Origin of the sequence: Janibacter zhaoxuefangae (assembly GCF_050271985.1) — a bacterium.
Classification (GTDB): domain Bacteria; phylum Actinomycetota; class Actinomycetes; order Actinomycetales; family Dermatophilaceae.
In genome coordinates, this window is record NZ_CP189849.1 from 1,385,556 (window position 1) to 1,406,614 (window position 21,059).

At 70.5% G+C, this 21,059-nt stretch carries 21 protein-coding genes; 9 read left to right on the forward strand and 12 right to left on the reverse strand.

Translation table 11 applies throughout. The annotated features are described in order from the left end of the window. Position 1 precedes the first annotated feature (1 nt). The 5 genes from sufC to ACQBAS_RS06575 are packed head-to-tail and all read right to left on the reverse strand — an operon-like array spanning position 2 to position 4,523. Positions 2 to 763, reverse strand: coding sequence for a Fe-S cluster assembly ATPase SufC (sufC, locus tag ACQBAS_RS06555; protein WP_427385547.1), 762 nt, complete (start codon positions 761 to 763; stop codon positions 2 to 4). 29 nt (positions 764 to 792) lie between these two features. After that, complete coding sequence (locus ACQBAS_RS06560) at positions 793 to 1,146, reverse strand: non-heme iron oxygenase ferredoxin subunit (RefSeq protein WP_427385548.1); 354 nt, start codon at positions 1,144 to 1,146, stop codon at positions 793 to 795. After that, positions 1,143 to 2,315, reverse strand: a complete 1,173-nt coding sequence (gene sufD, locus ACQBAS_RS06565) for a Fe-S cluster assembly protein SufD (RefSeq protein ID WP_427385549.1) — start codon at positions 2,313 to 2,315, stop codon at positions 1,143 to 1,145. The genes ACQBAS_RS06560 and sufD overlap by 4 nt, the downstream gene beginning before the upstream one ends. Before the next feature lie 55 nt (positions 2,316 to 2,370). Continuing rightward, positions 2,371 to 3,792, reverse strand: coding sequence for a Fe-S cluster assembly protein SufB (gene sufB, locus ACQBAS_RS06570; protein WP_427385550.1), 1,422 nt, complete (start codon positions 3,790 to 3,792; stop codon positions 2,371 to 2,373). Further along, entirely contained in the window at positions 3,789 to 4,523 is a 735-nt protein-coding gene (locus ACQBAS_RS06575) for a helix-turn-helix transcriptional regulator (protein WP_427385551.1), read from the reverse strand. Before ACQBAS_RS06575 ends, sufB begins: the two co-directional genes overlap by 4 nt. 101 nt (positions 4,524 to 4,624) lie before the next feature. Here ACQBAS_RS06575 and ACQBAS_RS06580 point away from each other — a divergent pair, with 101 nt between their 5' ends. Then, positions 4,625 to 5,335, forward strand: coding sequence for an ABC transporter ATP-binding protein (locus tag ACQBAS_RS06580; RefSeq protein WP_427385552.1), 711 nt, complete (start codon positions 4,625 to 4,627; stop codon positions 5,333 to 5,335). Beyond that, positions 5,332 to 6,099: an ABC transporter permease gene (locus tag ACQBAS_RS06585; protein ID WP_427385553.1), complete on the forward strand. Its 768-nt coding sequence runs from the start codon at positions 5,332 to 5,334 to the stop codon at positions 6,097 to 6,099. Before ACQBAS_RS06580 ends, ACQBAS_RS06585 begins: the two co-directional genes overlap by 4 nt. Position 6,100: 1 nt before the next feature. On the opposite strand, the gene pssA is transcribed toward ACQBAS_RS06585, so the two are convergent. Beyond that, positions 6,101 to 7,084 carry a CDP-diacylglycerol--serine O-phosphatidyltransferase gene (gene pssA, locus ACQBAS_RS06590; protein WP_427385554.1) on the reverse strand — a complete coding sequence of 328 codons (984 nt, stop codon included), beginning with the start codon at positions 7,082 to 7,084 and terminating at the stop codon, positions 6,101 to 6,103. Continuing rightward, positions 7,074 to 7,739 (reverse strand): phosphatidylserine decarboxylase, encoded by a 666-nt coding sequence (locus ACQBAS_RS06595; protein ID WP_427385555.1) that lies wholly within the window; start codon positions 7,737 to 7,739, stop codon positions 7,074 to 7,076. The genes pssA and ACQBAS_RS06595 overlap by 11 nt, the downstream gene beginning before the upstream one ends. Positions 7,740 to 7,842: 103 nt before the next feature. On the opposite strand from ACQBAS_RS06595, the gene ACQBAS_RS06600 reads away from it, so the two are divergent. Beyond that, complete coding sequence (locus ACQBAS_RS06600) at positions 7,843 to 8,766, forward strand: COX15/CtaA family protein (RefSeq protein WP_427385556.1); 924 nt, start codon at positions 7,843 to 7,845, stop codon at positions 8,764 to 8,766. 30 nt (positions 8,767 to 8,796) lie between these two features. Here ACQBAS_RS06600 and ACQBAS_RS06605 read toward each other — a convergent pair whose 3' ends face one another. Continuing rightward, positions 8,797 to 9,741: a heme o synthase gene (locus tag ACQBAS_RS06605; RefSeq protein ID WP_427385557.1), complete on the reverse strand. Its 945-nt coding sequence runs from the start codon at positions 9,739 to 9,741 to the stop codon at positions 8,797 to 8,799. A gap of 317 nt (positions 9,742 to 10,058) precedes the next feature. On the opposite strand from ACQBAS_RS06605, the gene tkt reads away from it, so the two are divergent. The 6 genes from tkt to pgl are packed head-to-tail and all read left to right on the forward strand — an operon-like array spanning position 10,059 to position 18,320. Then, positions 10,059 to 12,164 (forward strand): transketolase, encoded by a 2,106-nt coding sequence (gene tkt / locus ACQBAS_RS06610; protein ID WP_427385591.1) that lies wholly within the window; start codon positions 10,059 to 10,061, stop codon positions 12,162 to 12,164. Between the two features lies 1 nt (position 12,165). Then, positions 12,166 to 13,278: a transaldolase gene (gene tal, locus ACQBAS_RS06615; protein WP_427383025.1), complete on the forward strand. Its 1,113-nt coding sequence runs from the start codon at positions 12,166 to 12,168 to the stop codon at positions 13,276 to 13,278. Next, entirely contained in the window at positions 13,275 to 14,903 is a 1,629-nt protein-coding gene (locus ACQBAS_RS06620; RefSeq protein WP_427383026.1) for a glucose-6-phosphate isomerase, read from the forward strand. Before tal ends, ACQBAS_RS06620 begins: the two co-directional genes overlap by 4 nt. Next, positions 14,900 to 16,444, forward strand: a complete 1,545-nt coding sequence (gene zwf / locus ACQBAS_RS06625) for a glucose-6-phosphate dehydrogenase (protein WP_427383027.1) — start codon at positions 14,900 to 14,902, stop codon at positions 16,442 to 16,444. The genes ACQBAS_RS06620 and zwf overlap by 4 nt, the downstream gene beginning before the upstream one ends. Further along, entirely contained in the window at positions 16,441 to 17,595 is a 1,155-nt protein-coding gene (locus ACQBAS_RS06630; RefSeq protein ID WP_427383028.1) for a glucose-6-phosphate dehydrogenase assembly protein OpcA, read from the forward strand. The genes zwf and ACQBAS_RS06630 overlap by 4 nt, the downstream gene beginning before the upstream one ends. After that, positions 17,592 to 18,320 (forward strand): 6-phosphogluconolactonase, encoded by a 729-nt coding sequence (gene pgl / locus ACQBAS_RS06635; RefSeq protein WP_427383029.1) that lies wholly within the window; start codon positions 17,592 to 17,594, stop codon positions 18,318 to 18,320. Before ACQBAS_RS06630 ends, pgl begins: the two co-directional genes overlap by 4 nt. Positions 18,321 to 18,324: 4 nt before the next feature. Here the strand turns inward: pgl and ACQBAS_RS06640 are convergent, their stop codons facing one another. The 4 genes from ACQBAS_RS06640 to ACQBAS_RS06655 form a co-directional block, all read right to left on the reverse strand. Continuing rightward, the gene (locus ACQBAS_RS06640; protein WP_427383030.1) at positions 18,325 to 18,675 is read right to left on the reverse strand and encodes an RNA polymerase-binding protein RbpA; all 351 of its coding nucleotides are present in this window, start codon (positions 18,673 to 18,675) and stop codon (positions 18,325 to 18,327) included. A 15-nt stretch (positions 18,676 to 18,690) separates the two neighbouring features. Continuing rightward, positions 18,691 to 18,936 (reverse strand): preprotein translocase subunit SecG, encoded by a 246-nt coding sequence (gene secG, locus ACQBAS_RS06645; RefSeq protein WP_427383031.1) that lies wholly within the window; start codon positions 18,934 to 18,936, stop codon positions 18,691 to 18,693. 109 nt (positions 18,937 to 19,045) lie between these two features. Beyond that, complete coding sequence (tpiA, locus tag ACQBAS_RS06650) at positions 19,046 to 19,843, reverse strand: triose-phosphate isomerase (RefSeq protein WP_427383032.1); 798 nt, start codon at positions 19,841 to 19,843, stop codon at positions 19,046 to 19,048. Between the two features lies 1 nt (position 19,844). Next, on the reverse strand, positions 19,845 to 21,053 hold the full coding sequence (locus tag ACQBAS_RS06655; RefSeq protein WP_427383033.1) for a phosphoglycerate kinase: 1,209 nt from the start codon (positions 21,051 to 21,053) through the stop codon (positions 19,845 to 19,847). Positions 21,054 to 21,059: the final 6 nt, after the last annotated feature.

Here is a 21,059-nt window from a genome sequence, read left to right on the forward strand (position 1 = left end):
CTCAGGCCTGGGCCGGGGCGGTGAAGCGGTCGTAGCCCTCGGACTCGAGGCGGTCGGCCAGCTCGGGGCCGCCCTCCTCGGCGATGCGGCCGTCGACGAAGACGTGCACGAAGTCGGGCTTGATGTAGCGCAGGATGCGCGTGTAGTGCGTGATGAGCAGGACGCCCACCTCGCTGTTCTCCTTCACGCGGTTGACGCCCTCGGAGACGATGCGCAGGGCGTCGACGTCGAGCCCGGAGTCGGTCTCGTCGAGGACGGCGACCTTCGGCTGCAGGAGCTCCATCTGAAGGATCTCGTGGCGCTTCTTCTCGCCACCCGAGAAGCCTTCGTTGACGTTGCGGTCGGCGAAGGCGGGGTCCATGCGCAGGTTCTCCATGGCTCCCTTGACCTCCTTGACCCAGGTGCGGAGCTTGGGGGCCTCGCCGTCAACGGCGGTCTTGGCGGTGCGCAGGAAGTTGCTCACCGTGACGCCGGGCACCTCGACCGGGTACTGCATGGCCAGGAAGAGGCCCGCGCGGGCGCGCTCGTCGACGGACATCGCGAGGACGTCCTCGCCGTCGAGGGTCACGGTGCCGCTGGTGACGGTGTACTTCGGGTGGCCGGCGATGGAGTAGGCCAGCGTGGACTTGCCGGACCCGTTGGGGCCCATGATCGCGTGGGTCTCACCGGACGCGACGGTGAGGTCGACGCCCTTGAGGATCTCCTTCGGGCCGTCCTCGGTCTCGACGCTGACGTGCAGGTCGCGGATCTCCAGAGTTGCCATGGTGTTCGTGTCTCCGATGTGTTCGTGGGTCAGTTGTTGAGGGCGACGTGGACCTCGCCGTCCACGACCTTGACGTCGTGGACGGCGACCGGGGTGGTCGCCGGCAGGGCGTTGGGCTGCCCGGTGGTGATGTCGAAACGCGAGCCGTGCAGCCAGCACTCGATCTCGCAGCCGTCGAGTTCGCCCTCGGAGAGCGAGACGTTGGCGTGCGTGCAGGTGTCGTCGATGGCGTGGATGTCGCCGTCGGCCGTGGTGATGATGGCGACGAGGCGACCGTTGATGTCGGCCTTGGCCGCACCCACCTCCGGTAGCTCGTCGAGGCGGCAGACCCGCACCCACTCGTCGCGGTCGGCCGCGGTCTGCGTGCTCGTGGTCTCGCTCATGCCGCGTCGCCGCCCAGCTCGATGTCGATCGCCTCCATGAGGCGGTCGGCGACTTCGGGCACGCCGATGCGCGAGATGATGCTCGCGAAGAAGCCCCGCACGACCAGACGGCGGGCAACGTCCTCGGGAATGCCTCGCGCCTGGAGGTAGAAGAGCTGCAGGTCATCGAAGCGCCCGGTCGCCGAGGCGTGACCCGCGCCGACGATCTCGCCGGTCTCGATCTCGAGGTTGGGGACCGAGTCGGCCCGGGCACCGTCGGTGAGCACGAGGTTGCGGTTGAGCTCGTAGGTGTCCGTGCCCTCGGCCGCCGCGCGGATGAGGACGTCGCCGACCCACACCGTGTGGGCGGTCTCGCCCTGCAGGGCGCCCTTGTACTCCACGTTGGACGTGCAGTGCGGAGCCTCGTGGTCGACGAAGAGGCGGTGCTCCTGGTGCTGTCCGGCATCGGCGAAGTAGACGCCCAGACCCTCGAAGGAGCCGCCCGGACCCGCGTAGCTCGCGTTGGTGTTGAGCCGCACGATCTTGCCGCCGAGCGTCACGACGATGTGCTTGACGCTCGCGTCGCGACCGACGACGACGTCCTGCTGGCCGAGGTGGAGGCTCTCGTCCTCCCACTCCTGGAGCGAGACGACGGTGAGCTCGGCGCTGTCGCCGGCCACGATCGTGAGGAACTCGGAGTAGTCGGCGGTGCCGTCGTGACCGATGACGACCGTGGCCCGGCTGTGGTGTCCGGCGGTGACGACGACGTGACCGAAGGCGGCCGCGCCACCCTGACCGGTCAGCTGGAGCCGGACGGGCTCGTCGAGCTCGGCCTCGGCGGGGATGTCCAGGCGCAGGGCACCATCGGCGTTCGCGACGGCCAGGACCGCGGCACGGTCACCGGGGGCGACGTCCGCCAGTGCGCGGGCCTGCTCGGAGGTGATCTCGGTGAGCGTGACACCGTCGGGCAGCGTCGCGTCGTGGGTCAGGCGACCGCCCGTGACGCCCTCGGCAAAGAGGGTGCCGAGACGGTCGACGGGGGTGAAGCGCCACTCCTCCTCGCGGCCCGTGGGCTGCGGGAAGGCGCTCACGTCGAAGGACTGGGTCCGCTCGGCGCGGGACTGGTCCGGGACGAAGGTCGCGACCGCGTCCGTGTGGGGCTTGGGGGTGGTGTCGGCCAACAGGCTCATGCGTGGTCCTCGCGAGGGATCGGAGTGACGAAGGAACGGTCGTGCTGGGGTGCCATCAGCCGACGGCACCTTCCATCTGGAGCTCGATGAGGCGGTTCAGCTCGAGGGCGTACTCCATCGGGAGCTCCTTGGCGATGGGCTCGACGAAGCCGCGCACGATCATCGCCATCGCCTCCTCCTCGGTCATGCCGCGGGACATCAGGTAGAACATCTGGTCCGCGCTGACCTTGGAGACCGTTGCCTCGTGGCCCATCTGCACGTCGTCCTCGCGGATGTCGACGTACGGGTAGGTGTCGGAGCGACTGATCGTGTCGACGAGCAGGGCGTCACAGACGACGCTGGACTTGCTCCCCTTCGCGCCCTCGAGGATCTGCACGAGACCGCGGTAGGACGTGCGGCCACCGCCACGGGCGACGGACTTGCTGACGATCGAGCTCGACGTGTTCGGCGCGGCATGGACCATCTTCGATCCGGCGTCCTGGTGCTGGCCCTCGCCGGCGAAGGCGATGGACAGGGTCTCGCCCTTGGCGTGCTCGCCGAGGAGGAAGACGGCCGGGTACTTCATGGTGACCTTGGAGCCGATGTTGCCGTCGATCCACTCCATCGTCGCGCCCTCGGCGCACGTCGCGCGCTTGGTGACGAGGTTGTAGACGTTGTTCGACCAGTTCTGGATGGTCGTGTAGCGAACGCGGGCGTTCTTCTTCACGACGATCTCGACGACGGCCGAGTGCAGGGAGTCGCTCTTGTAGATCGGCGCCGTGCAGCCCTCGACGTAGTGCACGTACGAGCCCTCGTCGGCGATGATCAGGGTGCGCTCGAACTGGCCCATGTTCTCGGTGTTGATCCGGAAGTAGGCCTGGAGCGGGATGTCGACCTGGACGCCCGGCGGGACGTAGATGAAGGATCCACCCGACCAGACGGCCGTGTTGAGGGCCGCGAACTTGTTGTCGCCGGCGGGGATCACCGAGGTGAAGTACTCGCGGAACAGGTCCTCGTGCTCACGCAGGCCCGTGTCCGTGTCGACGAAGATGACGCCCTTCTCCTCCAGGTCCTCACGGATCTGGTGGTAGACGACCTCGGACTCGTACTGGGCCGCGACGCCCGCGACGAGGCGCTGCTTCTCGGCCTCCGGGATGCCGAGGCGGTCATAGGTGTTCTTGATGTCCTCGGGCAGGTCCTCCCACGAGGTGGCCTGCTTCTCCGTCGACTTCACGAAGTACTTGATGTTCTGGAAGTCGATGCCGGAGAGGTCGCTGCCCCAGTTCGGCATGGGCTTCTTGTCGAAGAGGCGCAGGCTCTTCAGACGCAGCGCGCGCATCCACTCGGGCTCGGACTTGCGGTTGGAGATGTCGAGAACGACGTCCTCGTTGAGCCCGCGACGAGCCGTCTCACCGGCCGTGTCACTGTCGGCCCAGCCGTACTCGTAGCGCCCGATGTCCTTGAGACCCGGGTTGAGCTCTTCGATGTTGGTGCTCATCGCGAGGACCTTTCCTTGGGGGAACGCGGGGCCGCGGAGGAGACCGAGGCCGTGGGGATGAAGGTGGTGCAGACGTGATCGCCCTGGGCGAGGGTCGCCAGGCGCTGCACGTGGACGCCGAGGAGGCGGGAGAACGCCTCGGTCTCGGCGTCGCAGAACTCGGGGAACTCCGTGGCGACGTGCTGGACCGGGCAGTGACCCTGGCACAGCTGCACGCCGACGAAGGGTCCGCCCTGCTCGCCGACGGGACGGAAGGAGGGGGCGAAGCCGTCGCGGCGCAGGGCGCCGACGAGGGCCTCGGCACGATCGCGGGGATCGTCACCGGCGGCCTCGACCTCGGGCCGGTAGCGGTGCTCGACCTCGGCGAACCGCTGCCGGGCGAACTCCCCTGCGGCCGAGGGGCCGGCGGCACGCACGAGGTAACGCAGTGCCTGAGCGGCGAGATCGTCGTAGTCGGACACGAGGTTGCCGTGGCCGGTCTCGGACACGACGTAGGCCTTGGCCGGGCGGCCACGCCCGCGATGCGTGGACGCGACCTCGCGGACCTCGATCAACTCGAGGTCGAGCAGCGCGTCAAGGTGCCGTCGGATGGCCGCGGTGGTGACGTCGAACTCCGCGCTCAGGGCCGAGGCCGTGATGGGGCCACGCTCGCTGATGGCACGCAGGACCCGGTCGCGCGTGCGCGACTCCAGTCCCTGCGTGTGCCCATGCTGGGCCTCGGCGAAAATCACAACACCCATGTTAGGTAATTACGGGGATCCGGCAAAGCAAGGTGACCCTTACTCCTGCCTGACAGTGGCCTCGTCCGGAACTGGACCTACACTCAACCATCGTGCCGCCCGCCGTCCTCGTCGCCGACCTCCACAAGAGCTTCGGCGCCACCCGTGCCGTCTCCGGGATGTCGTGGTCCGCCGACGCCGGCCGGATCACCGCGGTCCTCGGCCCCAACGGTGCCGGCAAGACGACGACGATGGAATGCCTCGAGGGCCTGCAGCTCCCGGACTCGGGACGCCTCGAGGTCCTCGGCCACGACCCATGGCGGGCGAGCCCCGACCACCGGGCTCGCGTGGGCGTCATGCTCCAGGAGGGCGGCCTGCCGAATGCGGCGCGGCCGCTGCGTCTCCTGCGGCACCTGGCCGCCTTCCACCGCTCCCCCAGAGACGTCGACGAACTCGCGGCGGCGCTCGGGATCGACGAGTTCGCCAAGACCTCCGTGCGCCGACTGTCCGGCGGTCAGCGTCAGCGCGTCGCCCTCGCGGCCGCCCTCGTCGGCGCACCCGACGTCGCCTTTCTCGACGAGCCGACGGCCGGACTCGACCCGCACGCCCGCCTCGATGTGTGGGACCTGGTGCGATCGGTCGCCGATGCCGGTGCGGCCGTCGTGCTCACGACGCACTCCTTCGAGGAGGCCGAGCGACTCGCCGACGACGTCGTCGTGGTCGCGCGCGGTGCCGTCGTCGCCTCCGGGACCCTGCCCGAGTTGACGGCCGAGCGGCCCCTCGAGGACCTCTACTTCGCACTCACGGACGGGCGGAGCCGATGACCTCGCAGATCGATCGAGCACACGGCGCCTCCTCGGCCGGCGCGCGACTCGCCGCCCAGGCTCGCTTCGAGACCCGCACGCTGCTCGCCAACGGCGAACAGCTGCTCGTGGCGATGATCCTGCCTGCGCTGGCCCTCGTCGCCCTCGCCTTCACCTCGGTCCCGGACCTCGGCGCCGGACGCCGGATCGACGTCGCCGTGCCCGGGGTCCTCGCCCTGTGCCTGCTGTCCACCGCCTTCACCGGCCAGGCCATCCAGACGGCCTTCGACCGGCGCTACGGCGTGCTCCGCCTGCTCGGCAGCACGCCGCTCGGCCGGGGAGGCCTGCTCGGCGGGAAGGTCGCGGCCGTGCTCGTCGTCGAGGCCCTCCAGGTGCTCGTCATCGGCGGTTTGGGCCTGGCCCTCGGATGGCACCCCGAGCCTGCCGGCTTCGCGCTGGCGGTGATCTCCTTCGGGCTGGGTACGTGGGCCTTCGTCGCCCTCGCCCTCCTGCTTGCCGGTGCGCTTCGCCCGGAGGCGGTCCTGGCCGTGGCGAACCTCGTCTGGGTGCTCCTGATCGGCGTCGGCGGCGTGCTGCTGCCCGCCCGCGAACTCCCCGGGGCACTGGCCGCGGCAGTGCCGTTCCTACCCTCCGCGGCCCTGGCTGATGCGTTGAGGGCGGGCTTCCTGGACGGCGCGGCCGACCTTCGCTCGTGGGCCGTGCTCGCGGCCTGGGCCCTCGTGGCGACGGCGATCGCACGCCGCACCTTCCGCTGGTCCGCCTGAGTCAGGCGTCCGCGGCGGGGCTGGCGGACGTCTGGCTCGTGCAGTCCTCGATGTCCGGGTCGTCGACGTCGGAGTCCTCGTCGTCGATCTCGCCCTCGCCCGGCTCGATCGTGAGGAACACCGAGGGCAGTTTCTGCCGCGGCGGGGCGACCGAGGCCTCCCCCAGCCAGGCCCTGCGGACCGGACGCGTGAGCCATCCCAACGGCGCCGTGAACAGGTAGCCGTACGCGATCACCACGAGGGTGAGGGCCGGCGCGATGATGAGCCCGAGCGCTGCGGCCGCGGCCAGGGCGACGGTCAGCCACGCCTTGTCCGGGTTGGGCGTGAGCAGGGCGCGGAAGGAGCGGAAGCGCACGGTCGTGACCATGAGCAGGGCCGGGACGATGCTGGCGCCCACGGGCAGGACGGCGCTCTCGAGCTGCAGCGGTCCGGCCATGGCGTAGACCGTGGCGATGACGACCGCCGCGGCGGCCGGGCTGGGCAGGCCCATGAAATAGCGCTTGTCGCTGACGTGCTCGACGGTCACGTTGAAGCGCGCGAGGCGGAAGGCGGCGCACGCGAGCCACAGCATCGCGCCGAGCCAGGCCCACACCGGCTGGTCCGAGAAGGCCCAGGTGTGGACGAGGACGGCTGGGGCGACACCGAAGGAGATGAGGTCCGCCAGGGAGTCGAACTGCACGCCGAAGGGGGTCGTCGCCCCGATCGCGCGTGCGACAGCTCCATCGCACATGTCGAGCACGACGCTCACCGCGACGAGCGCGGCGGCGGTGGTGAACTCCTGTTGGAAGGAGAACAGCACGGAGGAGAAGCCCGCGAGCATGTTGCCCAGGGTGAAGAGGCTGGGCAGGAGCACGCGTGCGCGGGTGCGCGCGTCGAGGAGTCGGGTGGAGACGACTCGGGCCCCCGACGGGGAGACCAGTCGCCAACGGCGACCGACGCGCTCCCGCACCCTGGCCCGACCGGGCCTCAGTCGCTCATCGGCCATCGGTGTCGAGCCACCGCCCCAGGACCGTCTCACCGGCGACGGCGCGGGTCCCGGCACTGACCTCGAGAGTGACGTCCGTCGGGAGGAAGACGTCCATCCGCGAACCGAACTTCATCAGGCCGATGCGCTGGCCCGTGGCGATGTCATCGCCGGGCCGCACCCTCGTGACGACGCGGCGCGCGAGCTGGCCGACGATCTGGCGGAAGACGATCCGTCGGGTGGTGCCGTCGACGACGCGCTCGACGGTGATCTCGCTCCGCTCGTTGCGCATGCCGCTCTCGGCACGGTAGGCCGCGAGGTAGCGGCCGGGCACGTGGCTGACCGCGGTCACGCGTCCACCCCACGGGGCCCGGTTGATGTGGACGTCCAACAGGGACAGGAAGATGCTGACCTGGAGCCACTCCCCCGGCGGCGCGACGTCGGGCTGGGCCGGTCCCGCGTGGACGATCTTGCCGTCGGCGGGTGAGAGCACGACACCGGCGTCCGTGACGGGGTCGCGGTCCGGGGAACGCTGCGGGTCACGGAAGAACGCTCCGAGGCCGAGCGACAGGGCGCCCAGAGTGACCGCGAGTCGCGAGCGGCCCGTCGCGGCGGCGACGACGGCGGGGACGGCAGCGGCAGCCACGAAGGGGGTCGCCTCACGGTCGATCTGCACGAATATCCTCCAGGCTGGCACCGCCGACGATCGGCAGGTCACGCACGAGGGTAGACGCCGGACCGCCCGATCCCCGAGTCGGCGGGCCGATTACCGTTACGGGGTGACCGCACCGCACGCATCCGCCCCGTCCCGGCGCTCCCCCTTCCTCGCGCCGTCCCCGTGGCTGCACCGCATCCTGCTGACGAACGTCGTCGTCGAGGTGCTCATCGTCGTGACCGGCGGCCTCGTGCGCCTCACCGGCAGCGGGCTCGGGTGCCCCACCTGGCCGCAGTGCGTGCCGGGCTCCTACGTGCCCGTGCGCGAGCAGGCCGAGGGCTTCCACAGTCTCATCGAGTACGGCAACCGCACCCTCACCGGGCTCGTCGGGATCGTCGCCCTCGCAGCCCTCGTCGCGGTCCTGATGTGGACCGATCGGCGCCGCTCCCTCCTCGTGCCCGCCGGGCTCGTCCTCGGCGGTGTCGCCCTCCAGGCCCTCATCGGCGGCATCACCGTGTTGACGCATCTGCACCCGGCCACGGTGGCGACCCACTTCATGGTGTCGTCGGGCCTCGTGGCGGCGGCGACCTACCTCTGGCTGCACGCGAAGGAGGCCGGCGCGCCGCCTCGTCCGCTCGTCCCCGCCCCGGTGCTGACCGTCGCTCGGGTGACCGCAGCCCTGACGGCGCTCGTGCTCGTGCTGGGGACGGTCGTGACGGGCTCGGGTCCGCACTCCGGCGACGCCGAGGACCCTGCCCGCTTCGGCTTCGATCCCCGCACCATCTCGTGGTTGCACGCCGACGCCGTGATGCTGCTCGTCGGGCTCGTCGTGGCCGTCTGGCTGGCCACCCGCCTGACGGCGACCGACACTCGCGCCCACCGCGGCTGGACGATCGTCCTCGGCATCACGCTGGCCCAGGGCCTCATCGGCTACGTGCAGTACCTGACGGACCTGCCCGAGGTCCTCGTCATGGCCCACATGCTCGGCGCTTCGCTGCTCGTCATGGCCGTCGTCAACGGGCTGATGGCGCTACGCGACCGCGGCTGAGCCGCCACGTGTTCTGCCGCTGCGCCGACGTCAGGTCAGCGGAAGGTGCACCAGCGGGTCGATCGCCACTCCGAGGAAGAGCAGCGTCACGTACGTGATCGAGTAGTGGAAGAGGCGCATCGGCCGCAGCACCGCCTGCCCCTCACCGCGCTTGGCGGCGCCGAGGAGTCGGTGGCTCTCGGCGAGGAAGAGCCCACCCGAGGCGATGGCCGCGATGACGTAGACCCAGCCCATGTCCGCGACGGGGACGAGCACCAGCGAGGCGGCCACCATGGCCCACGCGTAGAGCACGATCTGACGGGCCACGGTGACGAACTGCTCGAGCACGGGCAGCATCGGGACGCCGGCCTCGGCGTAGTCGTCCTTGAAGCGCATGGACAGCGGCCAGTAGTGCGGCGGCGTCCAGAAGAAGATGACGAGGAAGAGGATGATCGCCGGCCACCCGACGTCGTTCGTGACGGCCGACCACCCGATGAGGGTGGGCATGCACCCCGCGGCTCCGCCCCAGACGATGTTCTGTGCGGTCCGACGCTTGAGGATCATCGTGTAGCCCACGGCGTACATCGCGATGGCGCCGAGCGAGAGCATCGCCGACAGCGGGTTCACCAGGAGCCAGAGCCACACCGTCGAGAGGATGGTCAGCACGACGCCGAAGGTCATTCCCTCCCGCGGGCTGATCAGCCCGGTGACCATGGGCCGGTTGCTCGTGCGGTGCATGACGGCGTCGATGTCGCGGTCGTACACACAGTTGAAGGTGTTCGCCGCGCCCGCGCTGAGGGACCCACCGATGAGCGTGGCGACGATGAGCCACAGGTCGGGGACGCCGCGTGCGGCGAGGAACATGACGGGCACGGTCGTGACGAGCAGCAGCTCGATGATGCGCGGCTTCGTCAGGGCCAGATAGCCCAGCGCCTTCTGCTGCCAGCTGGGCCGCGCGAGCGGTGTGGCATCGCGCGTCGACTCGACTGCAGTCACTACGGGCCTCGGCGTCTCTTGCTTCGGGGATGGGAGGAGCACCGGGCAGTCTATCGCTGCGGCGCACCGGTCCGGACGGCGGCCGGTTATCGCGATGGCGGGCCACAACCACGTTGTGAGTCGTGTGACGTCGCGCACTAGGCTTGCCGACGATCGCAGTCGCCCAGATGAAAGAGGCACCCGTGAGCACCGACGCCGACACCAAGCCCAAGGCCGCCAGCAAGAAGGCCGCCGCGTCCGCGGGGGGTGGCCGGGGAACCACGAGGACCACCTCGAGCAAGCCCGCACTCGAGCGCTCCCCCTCGCTCGAGCGCCCCATCGCACGCAAGGCCGGTTGGACCGACGTCGACGTGCGCGCCGTGGACACGGCCCGCCTCCTGGCCGCCGACGCCGTGCAGAACGCCGGCCACGGCCACCCCGGCACCGCCATGAGCCTGGCGCCCGCCGCCTACCTGCTCTACCAGCAGGTCATGCGCCACGACCCGTCCGACCCGACGTGGCTCGGCCGTGACCGCTTCGTCCTCTCGTGCGGCCACTCCAGCCTCACGCAGTACGTCCAGCTCTTCCTCAACGGCTACGGCCTCGAGGTCGGCGACCTCAAGGCCCTGCGCACGTGGGGCTCCCTGACCCCCGGCCACCCCGAGGTCCACCACACCAAGGGCGTCGAGATCACCACCGGCCCCCTCGGGTCCGGTCTCGCCTCGGCCGTCGGCATGGCCTTCGGGCAGCGCCGCCAGCGCGGCCTGCTCGACCCGGAGGCGGAGGCGGGCGAGAGCCCCTTCGACCACCACGTGTGGGTCCTCGCCTCCGACGGCGACATCATGGAAGGCGTTGCCTCCGAGGCGTCCTCGCTCGCCGGCCACCAGGAACTCGGCAACCTCACCCTGATCTACGACGCGAACCAGATCTCGATCGAGGACGACACGGACATCTCGTTCTCCGAGGACGTGGGCAAGCGCTACGAGGCCTACGGCTGGGAGGTCGTCCACGTCGACTGGCGCAAGAACGCCGCCGACGGCAAGGGCGGCCACGCGTACGTCGAGGACATCGACGCGCTCCATGCCGCCTGCCTGAAGTCGCGCACGTCGAAGCGTCCGACGCTCATCGTGCTGCACACGATCATCGCCTGGCCCGCCCCGACCAAGCAGAACACCGGCGCCTCGCACGGCTCCGCCCTGGGTGACGACGAGATCAGCGCGACGAAGTCGTTGCTCGGCTTCGACCCGACGAAGACCTTCCAGGTCGAGCGTCCGGTCCTGACCCACACGCGTCAGGTCGTCAAGCGCGGCAAGGCCGCCCACAAGGAGTGGGACAAGAAGGAAAAGGCCTGGCGCAAGGCCAACCCCGAGCGCGCCGCGCTGCTCGACCGGCTCGTGGCCGGCGACGTCCCCGAGGGCCTCGCCAAGGCGCTGCCCACCTTCCCCGCCGACGAGGCGAAGGGGATGGCGACCCGGGCGGCGTCCGGCAAGGTGCTGTCCGCTCTCGCCGACGTCATGCCGGAGCTGTGGGGTGGCTCGGCCGACCTCGCCGGTTCCAACAACACGACGATGGACGGCCAGCCCTCCTTCATCCCGAAGGGCAAGGCCACCAAGGCCTTCCCCGGCGACGAGTACGGACGCACGCTGCACTTCGGCATCCGTGAGAACGCCATGGGCATGATCCTCAACGGCATCTCCCTCGAGGGTCTCACCCGCCCGTACGGCGGCACCTTCCTCGTGTTCTCCGACTACATGCGCCCCGCGGTCCGCCTGGCCGCCATCCAGCAGGCGCCGGTCACCTTCGTGTGGACGCACGACTCCATCGGCCTCGGCGAGGACGGCCCGACGCACCAGCCGATCGAGCACCTCGCCTCGCTGCGGGCCATGCCCGGTCTGGACGTCGTCCGGCCCGCGGACGCCAACGAGACGGCCCAGGCGTGGCTCGCCATCCTCAAGAACGCTCGACCGGCCGGCGTCGCGCTCACCCGTCAGAACGTGCCGGTCTTCGACCGCTCGGTCGCCGCCAAGGCGACCGGTGTGGCCAAGGGCGCCTACGTCCTGCTCGACGGATCGAAGGAGGAGCTCGACGCCATCATCGTGGCGACGGGTTCCGAGGTCGCGATCGCCGTCGAGGCGCGCGCCGAGCTCGAGAAGAAGGGCCTCTCCGTGCGCGTCGTCTCGATGCCGTGCCGTGAGTGGTTCGACGAGCAGTCGGCCGCCTACCGCGAGAAGGTCCTCCCGAAGGCCGTCCGCGCACGTGTCTCCGTCGAGGCCGGCGCCACCCAGGGGTGGCGCGAGATCGTCGGCGACGCCGGCCAGGTCATCGGCATCGACCACTTCGGCGCCTCCGCCGACTACGAAACGCTCTACCGCGAGTTCGGGGTGACCGCGGCCGCCGTCGTGGCCGCCACCCGCAAGAGCATCACCGCTGCGAAGGGAAACTGACATGCCCAGCACCGCCATCAAGGACCTCGCCGACAACGGCGTCTCCATCTGGCTCGACGACCTCTCCCGTGACCGGATCCGCTCCGGTGCCCTCAAGGAGTCGCTGAGCACCCACGGCGTCGTCGGCGTCACGACCAATCCGTCGATCTTCCAGGCCGCCCTCAGTGACGGCGAGGCCTACGCCGACCAGGTCGGCGAACTCGCCGCCGACGGCAAGACCGTTGACGAGGCCGTCTTCGCCCTGACGACCACCGACGTGCGCGAGGCCTGCGACGTCCTGCGTCCCGTCTTCGACGCCACGAACGGCGTCGACGGCCGCGTCTCGATCGAGGTCGACCCGCGTCTGGCCGGTGACACGGCGGCCACGGTCGCCCAGGCCAAGGAGCTGTGGGCGGCCGTCGACCGCCCCAACCTCTTCATCAAGATCCCGGCCACGGTCGAGGGCCTGCCCGCGATCACCGAGGTCATCGCCGAGGGCATCAGCGTCAACGTGACCCTGATCTTCTCCCTCGACCGCTACCGCGGCGTCATGAACGCCTACCTCATGGGCCTCGAGCACGCCCACGAGAAGGGTCGCGACCTGTCCACGATCCACTCCGTCGCGTCGTTCTTCGTCAGCCGCGTCGACAGCGAGATCGACACGCGCCTCGAGCAGATCGGCACGGACGAGGCCCTCGCGCTGCGCGGCCGCGCCGCCGTGGCCAACGCACGCCTGGCCTACCAGGCCTACGAGGAGGTCTTCTCGACGCCCCGCTGGCAGGGCCTCGCCGACGAGGGCGCCAACAAGCAGCGCCCGCTGTGGGCCTCGACCGGCGTGAAGAACCCCGACTACTCCGACACGATGTACGTCACCGAGCTCGTCGCGCCCAACACGGTCAACACGATGCCGGAGAAGACGCTCCTGGCCGTCGAGGACCACGGTGAGGTCACCGGTGACACCGTCACGGGCGGCTACGCCGAGGCCGGCGAGGTCCTGGACGCCCTCGCGCGCGTCGGTGTCTCCTACGGCGACGTCACCACCCAACTCGAGAAGGAGGGCGTCTCGAAGTTCGAGGCCGCCTGGGACGAGCTGCTGGGCGGCGTCGAGGCCGAACTGAAGAAGGCCTCGAAGTGAGTTCGGTCGCGGTCTCGGCAACGGGGGCCGCGGCCGACGCCGTCGCGGCCGCCGTGCCGGGACTCGTCGCCGAGTCCTTCGCCAGCCGACTTTTCGCCAAGGACGCCACCCTCTGGGGCCCGGACGCCGAGGCCGAGTCATCCATCCGACTCAACTGGGTGGATCTCGCCACGGAGTCACGTCCGCTCGTCGCGTCCATCGCCTCGCTGCGCGAGGACCTGCGCGCCAAGGGGGTGACCCGCGTCGTCCTGTGCGGCATGGGTGGCTCGTCCCTCGCGCCCGAGGTCATCTGTCGCACCGAGGGTCTGCCGCTCGTCGTCCTCGACTCCTCGCACCCCGACGTCGTGCGAGCCGCCTGCACCGAGCTGGCGACCACCGTCGTCGTCGTGTCGAGCAAGTCGGGCTCCACGGTCGAGACGGACTCGCAGCGACGCGTCTTCGAGGCCGCCTTCACCGAGGCCGGGATCGACCCGACCGAGCGCATCGTCGTCGTGACGGACCCGGCCAGCCCCCTCGACGAGCAGGCACGCTCCGCGGGGTACACCGTCTTCAACGCGGATGCCAACGTCGGCGGGCGCTACTCGGCCCTGACCGCCTTCGGGCTCGTCCCCTCCGGTCTCGCCGGCGCCGACATCGAGGCTCTCCTCGATGACGCCGAGACGGCCGCGGAGTTCCTCCGCGAGGACGACGAGTCCAACCCCGGCCTGCGCCTCGGCGCGGCCATCGGTGGCACCTCTCCCCTGCGCGACAAGCTCGTGCTCGTCGATGCCGGCTCCACGCTCGTCGGGTTCCCCGACTGGGCCGAGCAGCTGATCGCCGAGAGCACCGGCAAGCAGGGCACCGGCATCCTGCCCGTGGTCGTCGCCTCCGTCGACGACCCCGAGGTCGTCGGTGGCGCGGGTGACGTCACGCTCGCCCGCCTCGTGCACGACGAGGACTCCGAGTCCGACGCGGTGGGCGACTCGGCCGTGGCCGTCAGCGGTCCGCTCGGTGCGCAGCTGCTGCTCTGGGAGGTCGCCACGGCCGTCGCCGGACGCCTCCTGGGCATCAACCCCTACGACCAGCCCGACGTCGAGAGCGCCAAGAAGGCCTCCCGTGCGCTCCTCGAGGCGGGCACGTCGGACCAGTCCGACCCCGCAGCCGTCGACGGCGCCGTCGAGATCACCGCGCTCGGTGGTGCGTGGCTCGGCGAGGCCAGCACGGTGGCGGACGCCATCGACGCACTGCTCGCGACGCTGGGCCCGGAGCACGGCTACGTGGCCGTCATGGCCTACCTCGACCGGCACGGAGACGACTCTCTCGCCGGCACCCGGGCGACCCTAGCGGCCCGCACGGGGCGTCCGGTCACCTTCGGGTGGGGGCCGCGGTTCCTGCACTCCACGGGCCAGTACCACAAGGGCGGCCCGGGCACGGGTGTGTACCTGCAGATCACGTCGGCGCCGGAGGAGGACCTGGCCATCCCCGGTCGCGAGTTCACGCTCGGCGAGTTCATCGCCTCCCAGGCCGCCGGTGACGCCTCGGTGCTCGCCGACCACGGCCGCCCCGTCCTGCACCTGCACCTCACGGAGCACGACGCCGGCCTGGCCGCGGTCATCGCGGCACTGACCGCGGGAGGTACCGCATGAAGCCGGCACCGGTGACCGCGGGCAGCAACCCGCTGCGGGATCCCCGCGACAAGCGACTCCCCCGCATCGCTGGCCCTTGCGGCATGGTCCTCTTCGGCGTCACGGGCGACCTCGCCCGCAAGAAGCTCATGCCGGCGATCTACGACCTGATGAACCGTGGCCTCCTGCCGCCGGGCTTCTCCCTCGTCGGCTTCGCCCGACGCGACTGGGAGGACCAGGACTTCGGCAAGGTCGTCTACGAATCGGTCAAGCAGCACGCCCGCACCCCCTTCCGGGAGGACGTGTGGCGCAGCCTGTCCGAGGGCTTCCGGTTCGTCCCGGGTGACTTCTCCGACGACGCCGCCTTCGACCTGCTGGCCGAGACGGTGCGCGAGCTCGACGAGCAGCGCGGCACGGGCGGCAACCACGCCTTCTACCTCTCGATCCCGCCGGGGTTCTTCTCCGTCGTCTGCCAGCAACTCGAGCGCTCGGGCCTCTCGGCCGCCTCGGGTGACTCGTGGCGCCGCGTCGTCATCGAGAAGCCCTTCGGGCACGACCTCGAGAGCGCCCGCGAACTGAACGCGATCGTCGAGGGTGTCTTCCCGGCGGACTCCGTCTTCCGGATCGACCACTACCTCGGCAAGGAGACGGTCCAGAACCTGCTCGCCGTCCGCTTCGCCAACCAGCTCTTCGAGCCGGTGTGGAACAGCCACTACGTCGATCACGTGCAGATCACCATGGCCGAGGACATCGGCATCGGCGGCCGGGCCGGCTACTACGACGGCATCGGCGCGGCGCGCGACGTCATCCAGAACCACCTGCTCCAGCTGCTGGCGCTGACGGCCATGGAGGCTCCGGTCTCCTTCGACGCCCACCACCTGCGCACGGAGAAGGAGAAGGTTCTCTCGGCCGTCCGGATCCCGTCGGACATCGGCCGGTCCACGGCCCGCGGCCAGTACTCGGCCGGCTGGCAAGGCAGCGACAAGGTGATCGGCTACCTCCAGGAGGAGGGCGTCGGCGCCTCGTCGACGACCGAGACCTACGCGGCCGTCAAGCTGGAGATCGACACCCGCCGCTGGGCCGGCGTCCCCTTCTACCTGCGGACCGGCAAGCGGTTGGGCAAGCGCGTCACCGAGATCGCCGTCGTGTTCAAGAAGGCGCCGCACCTGCCCTTCGAGGACACGGCGACCGAGGAGCTCGGGCAGAACGCCATCGTCATCCGGGTCCAGCCCGACGAGGGCGTCACCATGCGCTTCGGCGCGAAGGTGCCCGGCGCCCAGATGGAGGTGCGCGACGTGACGATGGACTTCGGCTATGGCCGCGCCTTCACGGAGTCGAGCCCCGAGGCATACGAACGACTCATCCTCGATGTCCTGCTCGGCGACCCGCCGCTCTTCCCGCGGCACGAGGAGGTCGAGCAGTCCTGGCGGATCCTCGACCCGATCGAGCAGTACTGGGACCGCCATCGTGGCCCGGTCGAGCAGTACACCTCCGGCACCTGGGGTCCGCCCGGCGCCGACGAGCTCATGGCCCGCGACGGCCGTCACTGGAGGATGCCGTGATCATCGACCTGCCGAGCACCAGCACGGTGGCCGTGAGCAAGCGCCTCGTGCGACTGCGCGACGACGTGGGGTCGATGGCCCTCGGTCGCGTCCTCACGCTCATCATCGTCACCGATGAGGAGCACGTGGACGACGTCGTCGAGATCGCCAACGACGCAAGCCACCAGCACCCGTGTCGCATCATCACCGTGGTGACCGCCAACAAGCGCGGCGCCGCTCGCCTCGACGCCCAGATCCGGGTCGGCGGGGACGCGGGGGCCAGCGAGGTCGTCCTGCTGCGGCTCTACGGCGCCCTCGCCGGCCAGGGCCGGGCCGTGGTGACCCCGCTCATCCTGCCCGACTCCCCCGTCGTCGTGTGGTGGCCCCACGAGGCCCCGCGCAACCCGTCCACCGACGCCATCGGCGCCATGGGCCAGCGACGCGTGACGGACGCCGCTCGGGCGAAGTCGCCCAAGGCCGAACTCAAGCGTCGGCGGGACACCTACGTCGACGGTGACACCGACCTGTCGTGGACGCGGATCACGCTCTGGCGTGGCCTGCTCGCCGCGGCGCTCGACCAGGCGCCCTTCGAGCCGGTCCTCTCGGCGACGGTCGCGGGTGGTTCCGACTCCCCGTCGGCCGACCTGCTGGCCGCCTGGCTCGCCGAGTACCTTCGGTGCCCCGTCACGCGGGCTCGCTCGCGTGCGGGCAGCGGCATCGTGGCCGTGCACCTCGAGCGCAGGACGTCGTCCATCGACCTCGTCCGGCCTGAGGGCAACACGGCCACGCTGGTCCAGAAGGGCCACCCGGATCGCAAGATCTCCCTGCCGCCGCGCAGCGACGCCGAGTGCCTCTCGGACGAACTGCGCCGTCTCGATCCCGACGAGGTCTACGAGGCGACGGTCACCAAGGGTCTGGCACTGCTCACGCTGCCCTCGAAGACGGCCAGCGAGGTCGCCGCCGAAGGGGACATGCTGACCCCCGCGGAGGCCAAGCGGATCGCGGATCGGCTGGCTCGGGAGAACGACGCCCGGGGCAGCAGCGCCATGGTGGAGGCCGACGAGCCGAGCGATCGAGCCGACCCGGAGGCGGTCCACGAGGCCGCGACCACCAAGTTGGCGAAGAAGGCGCCGGCGAAGGCCGCCGCTCGAAAGGCTGAGGACGAGGAATGACCATGGGCGGCGTGCGGCTGGTCGAGCACCCCGACAAGCAGTCCCTCGCGGACGCCGTCGGGGCCAGGCTCGTCACGGCCCTCGTCGACGCCCAGTCCCGCCGTGGGGTCGCCCGTCTCGTCCTGACGGGCGGCTCCATGGGGTCGGCGGTCCTGGCCTCGGCCGCCGCCACTCCCGGCCGGTCGGCCGTCGACTGGACGCGCGTCGAGGTGTGGTGGGGAGACGAGCGCTACCTCGCGGCCGGGGACCCCGATCGCAACGACGTCCAGAACGACGAGGCGGGCCTGTCGGGACTCGGACTGGTGCCGCGCAATGTGCACCGGGTTGCCGGCCCCGACCTCTCCGCTTCGGCCGAGGAGAGCGCGGCCGCCTACGCCGGGACACTGGCGGACGTCGATGCGTTTGACGTGGTCCTGCTCGGAGTCGGCCCCGACGGGCACGTGGCATCGCTCTTCCCGGGTCACCCCGCTCAGTTGACGGAGGGCGACACGGTGGCCGTGCACGACTCCCCCAAGCCGCCGCCGACCCGGGTGTCCCTCACGGCATCACGGTTGTGCCGATCGCGTCAGGTGTGGTTCCTCGTGGCGGGACGAGACAAGGCCGGTGCCGTCACGGACGGGCTCGAGCTCGCCGCAGCCGACCGGAGCAGCGCCGCGCTCGTCATGGGTACGGAGGCGACGCTGTGGCTCGTCGACCGGGACGCGGCGGAGGGCGTCACCGCCTGAGTGATCAGGTGATGAGGCCGCGGTCGCGCAGTTCGGAGAGCCGCTCCTCGAGGAGTGCCGCTCCCTCTTCGTCGCTGCGGCGTTCCTTCACGTAGGCCAGGTGGGTCTTGTAGGGCTCGGCCTTCTGCTGCGAGGGCGGGTTGTCCTTGTCCTGCCCGGCGGGGAAACCACACCGCGGGCAGTCCCACTCCTCGGGGATGACCAGGCCGGGCTCCTGAGCGAAGCTGGGGCGAGTCTCGTGCGCGTTGGCGCACCAATAGGACACGTGCACTCGGGGAGCCGACTCGCCGCGCTCGGCCTCGCCCATGGGTCCGGCACCGACACGGCTGCCGCGGATCGCATTACCACCTGCCATTGCTGTCTCCCCCGCTCAGACGTCGAACCGGTCGATGAGACCGATGCCGACGATGGAGGTCACCCAGATGAGCGAGATGATGATGGTGAAGCGCATGAGGTTGCGCTCCGCGACGGTCGAGCTGCCCAGGGAGGCGCTCATGCCACCGCCGAACATGTCGGAGACGCCACCGCCCTTGCCCTTCTGCATGAGGATGAGCAGGGTCAGGAACAGCCCGGAGATGACCAGGAGGACCTGGAGCCCAGTGCGTACAACGTCCACGGTGTGACTACCTCTTCTTCGTCGGTGCTCGGCACACGATACCTGTCGCGGCGAGACATCAGTGCAGCGGCGCGTTCAGGGCAGCAGCACGGTTGCGTGCTGCAGCGCGTCAGCCCGTGACGTGGCTCTGGTAGCGGCAGATCGACGCAAAGTCGTCCACGACGATCGAGGCTCCGCCGACGAGCGCGCCGTCGACGTCCTCGCCCGCCATGATCGACGCGACGTTGCCCGGCTTGACCGATCCGCCGTAGAGGATGCGGATGCCGTCGGCGGTGCCGCCCGAGTACAGCTCGGCCAGCCGCGTCCGGATTGCCGCACAGACCTCCTGCGCATCCTCCGGGGTGGCGACCTCTCCGGTGCCGATCGCCCAGACGGGCTCGTAGGCGATGACCACGGTGCGAGCCTGCTCCGGCGTGACCTCGGCCAGTCCCGCGGTCACCTGCGCCAGCACGTGCTCCACGTGCGTGCCCGCCTGTCGGATCTCCAGACCCTCCCCGACGCACAGGATCGGGACGAGGCCGTGGCGATAGGCCGCGGCCACCTTCTTGGCCACGACGGCGTCGTCCTCGGCGTGGTACTCGCGTCGTTCGCTGTGGCCCACCGCGACGTAGGTGCAGCCAAGCTTCTCGAGGAAGGCGCCGCTGATCTCACCCGTGTACGCACCGGCGTCGTGGACCGAGAGGTCCTGCGCGCCGTAGCGGAGGGCGAGCTTGTCGCCCTCGACGAGGGTCTGCACGCTGCGCAGGTCCGTGAAGGGGACGAGCACGGCCACCTCGACCGCGCCGAAGTCGTGTTTGGCGTCGCGCAGGGTCCAGTCGAGCTTCTGCACGAGGTGGGTGCCCTGACGGTGGTCGAGGTTCATCTTCCAGTTGCCCGCCATCAGGGGGGTGCGGCCGCTCGTCGCCATCTCAGGCCTCCGTCGTCTCGAGAATGGCGATGCCGGGCAGTTCCTTGCCCTCGAGGTACTCGAGGGAGGCGCCGCCACCGGTGCTGATGTGACCGAACTGGTCGTCCTGGAAGCCGAGCTGGCGGACCGCTGCGGCGGAGTCGCCGCCACCGACGACGGTGAGGGCGCCACGGGCCGTGGCTGCGACGAGCGCCTCGGCGACCGCCTTCGTGCCCGCGGCGTACGGAGCCATCTCGAAGGCGCCGAGCGGGCCGTTCCAGAAGACGGTGCGGCAGTCCGCGAGTCGCTCGGCGAAGAGCGCGGACGACGCGGGACCGATGTCCAAACCCATGCGGTCGGCCGGGATGGCGTCGGCTGGCACGACGTCGTGCTCGGCGTCGGCGGCGAACGCGGTGGCCGCGACGATGTCGACCGGCAGGACGATCTCGACGCCGTCGGCTGCGGCTCGCTCGAGGTACTCCTTCACCGTGTCCACCTGGTCGGCCTCGAGGAGGCTCTTGCCGACCTCGTGACCCTGGGCGGCAAGGAAGGTGAAGACCATTCCGCCGCCGATGAGGAGGCGGTCGGCCGTACCGAGGAGGTTGTCGATGACGGCGAGCTTGTCCGACACCTTGGCGCCACCGAGGACGACGGCGTAGGGGCGCTCCGGGTCCTCGGTCAGCCGGCGGAGGACCTCGATCTCGGTGTGCACGAGGTCGCCCATGGCCGCGGGAAGGCGGGTGGCGACGTCGTAGACCGAGGCCTGCTTGCGGTGGACGACACCGAAGCCGTCGGAGACGAAGGCGTCAGCCAGGCCGGCGAGTTCATCGGCGAACGCGCCGCGGGTGTCCTCGTCCTTGGCCGTCTCGCCCGCGTTGAAGCGAAGGTTCTCGAGGAGCACGACGTCGCCGTCGCCGGCGGCCTCGACGGCCCCCTTCGCGCTCTCCCCCACGGTGTCCGTCGCGAAGGCGACGTCACGGCCGAGGAGTTCGCGCAGCCGCACGGCGACCGGCGCGAGCGAGTACTGGGGGTCCGGTTCCCCCTTGGGCCGCCCGAGGTGGGCACACACGATGACGCGTGCGCCCGCCTCGGACAGTGCCCGGATGGTCGGCACCGAGGCGCGGATCCGCCCGTCGTCCGTGATCGTCTCTCCATCGAGGGGGACGTTCAGGTCGGAGCGGACGAGGACGCGCTTGCCGCGCAGGTCCCCCAGATCGTTGACGGTCTTCACGCTGGT

Coding starts and splice junctions, on each gene's coding strand:
- sufC (WP_427385547.1), bottom strand. CDS start 763: ATGGCAACTCTGGAGATCCGCGACCTGCACGTCAGCGTCGAGACCGAG.
- ACQBAS_RS06560 (WP_427385548.1), bottom strand. CDS start 1,146: ATGAGCGAGACCACGAGCACGCAGACCGCGGCCGACCGCGACGAGTGG.
- sufD (WP_427385549.1), bottom strand. CDS start 2,315: ATGAGCCTGTTGGCCGACACCACCCCCAAGCCCCACACGGACGCGGTC.
- sufB (WP_427385550.1), bottom strand. CDS start 3,792: ATGAGCACCAACATCGAAGAGCTCAACCCGGGTCTCAAGGACATCGGG.
- ACQBAS_RS06585 (WP_427385553.1), top strand. CDS start 5,332: ATGACCTCGCAGATCGATCGAGCACACGGCGCCTCCTCGGCCGGCGCG.
- pssA (WP_427385554.1), bottom strand. CDS start 7,084: ATGGCCGATGAGCGACTGAGGCCCGGTCGGGCCAGGGTGCGGGAGCGC.
- tal (WP_427383025.1), top strand. CDS start 12,166: ATGCCCAGCACCGCCATCAAGGACCTCGCCGACAACGGCGTCTCCATC.
- zwf (WP_427383027.1), top strand. CDS start 14,900: ATGAAGCCGGCACCGGTGACCGCGGGCAGCAACCCGCTGCGGGATCCC.
- pgl (WP_427383029.1), top strand. CDS start 17,592: ATGACCATGGGCGGCGTGCGGCTGGTCGAGCACCCCGACAAGCAGTCC.
- ACQBAS_RS06640 (WP_427383030.1), bottom strand. CDS start 18,675: ATGGCAGGTGGTAATGCGATCCGCGGCAGCCGTGTCGGTGCCGGACCC.
- tpiA (WP_427383032.1), bottom strand. CDS start 19,843: ATGGCGACGAGCGGCCGCACCCCCCTGATGGCGGGCAACTGGAAGATG.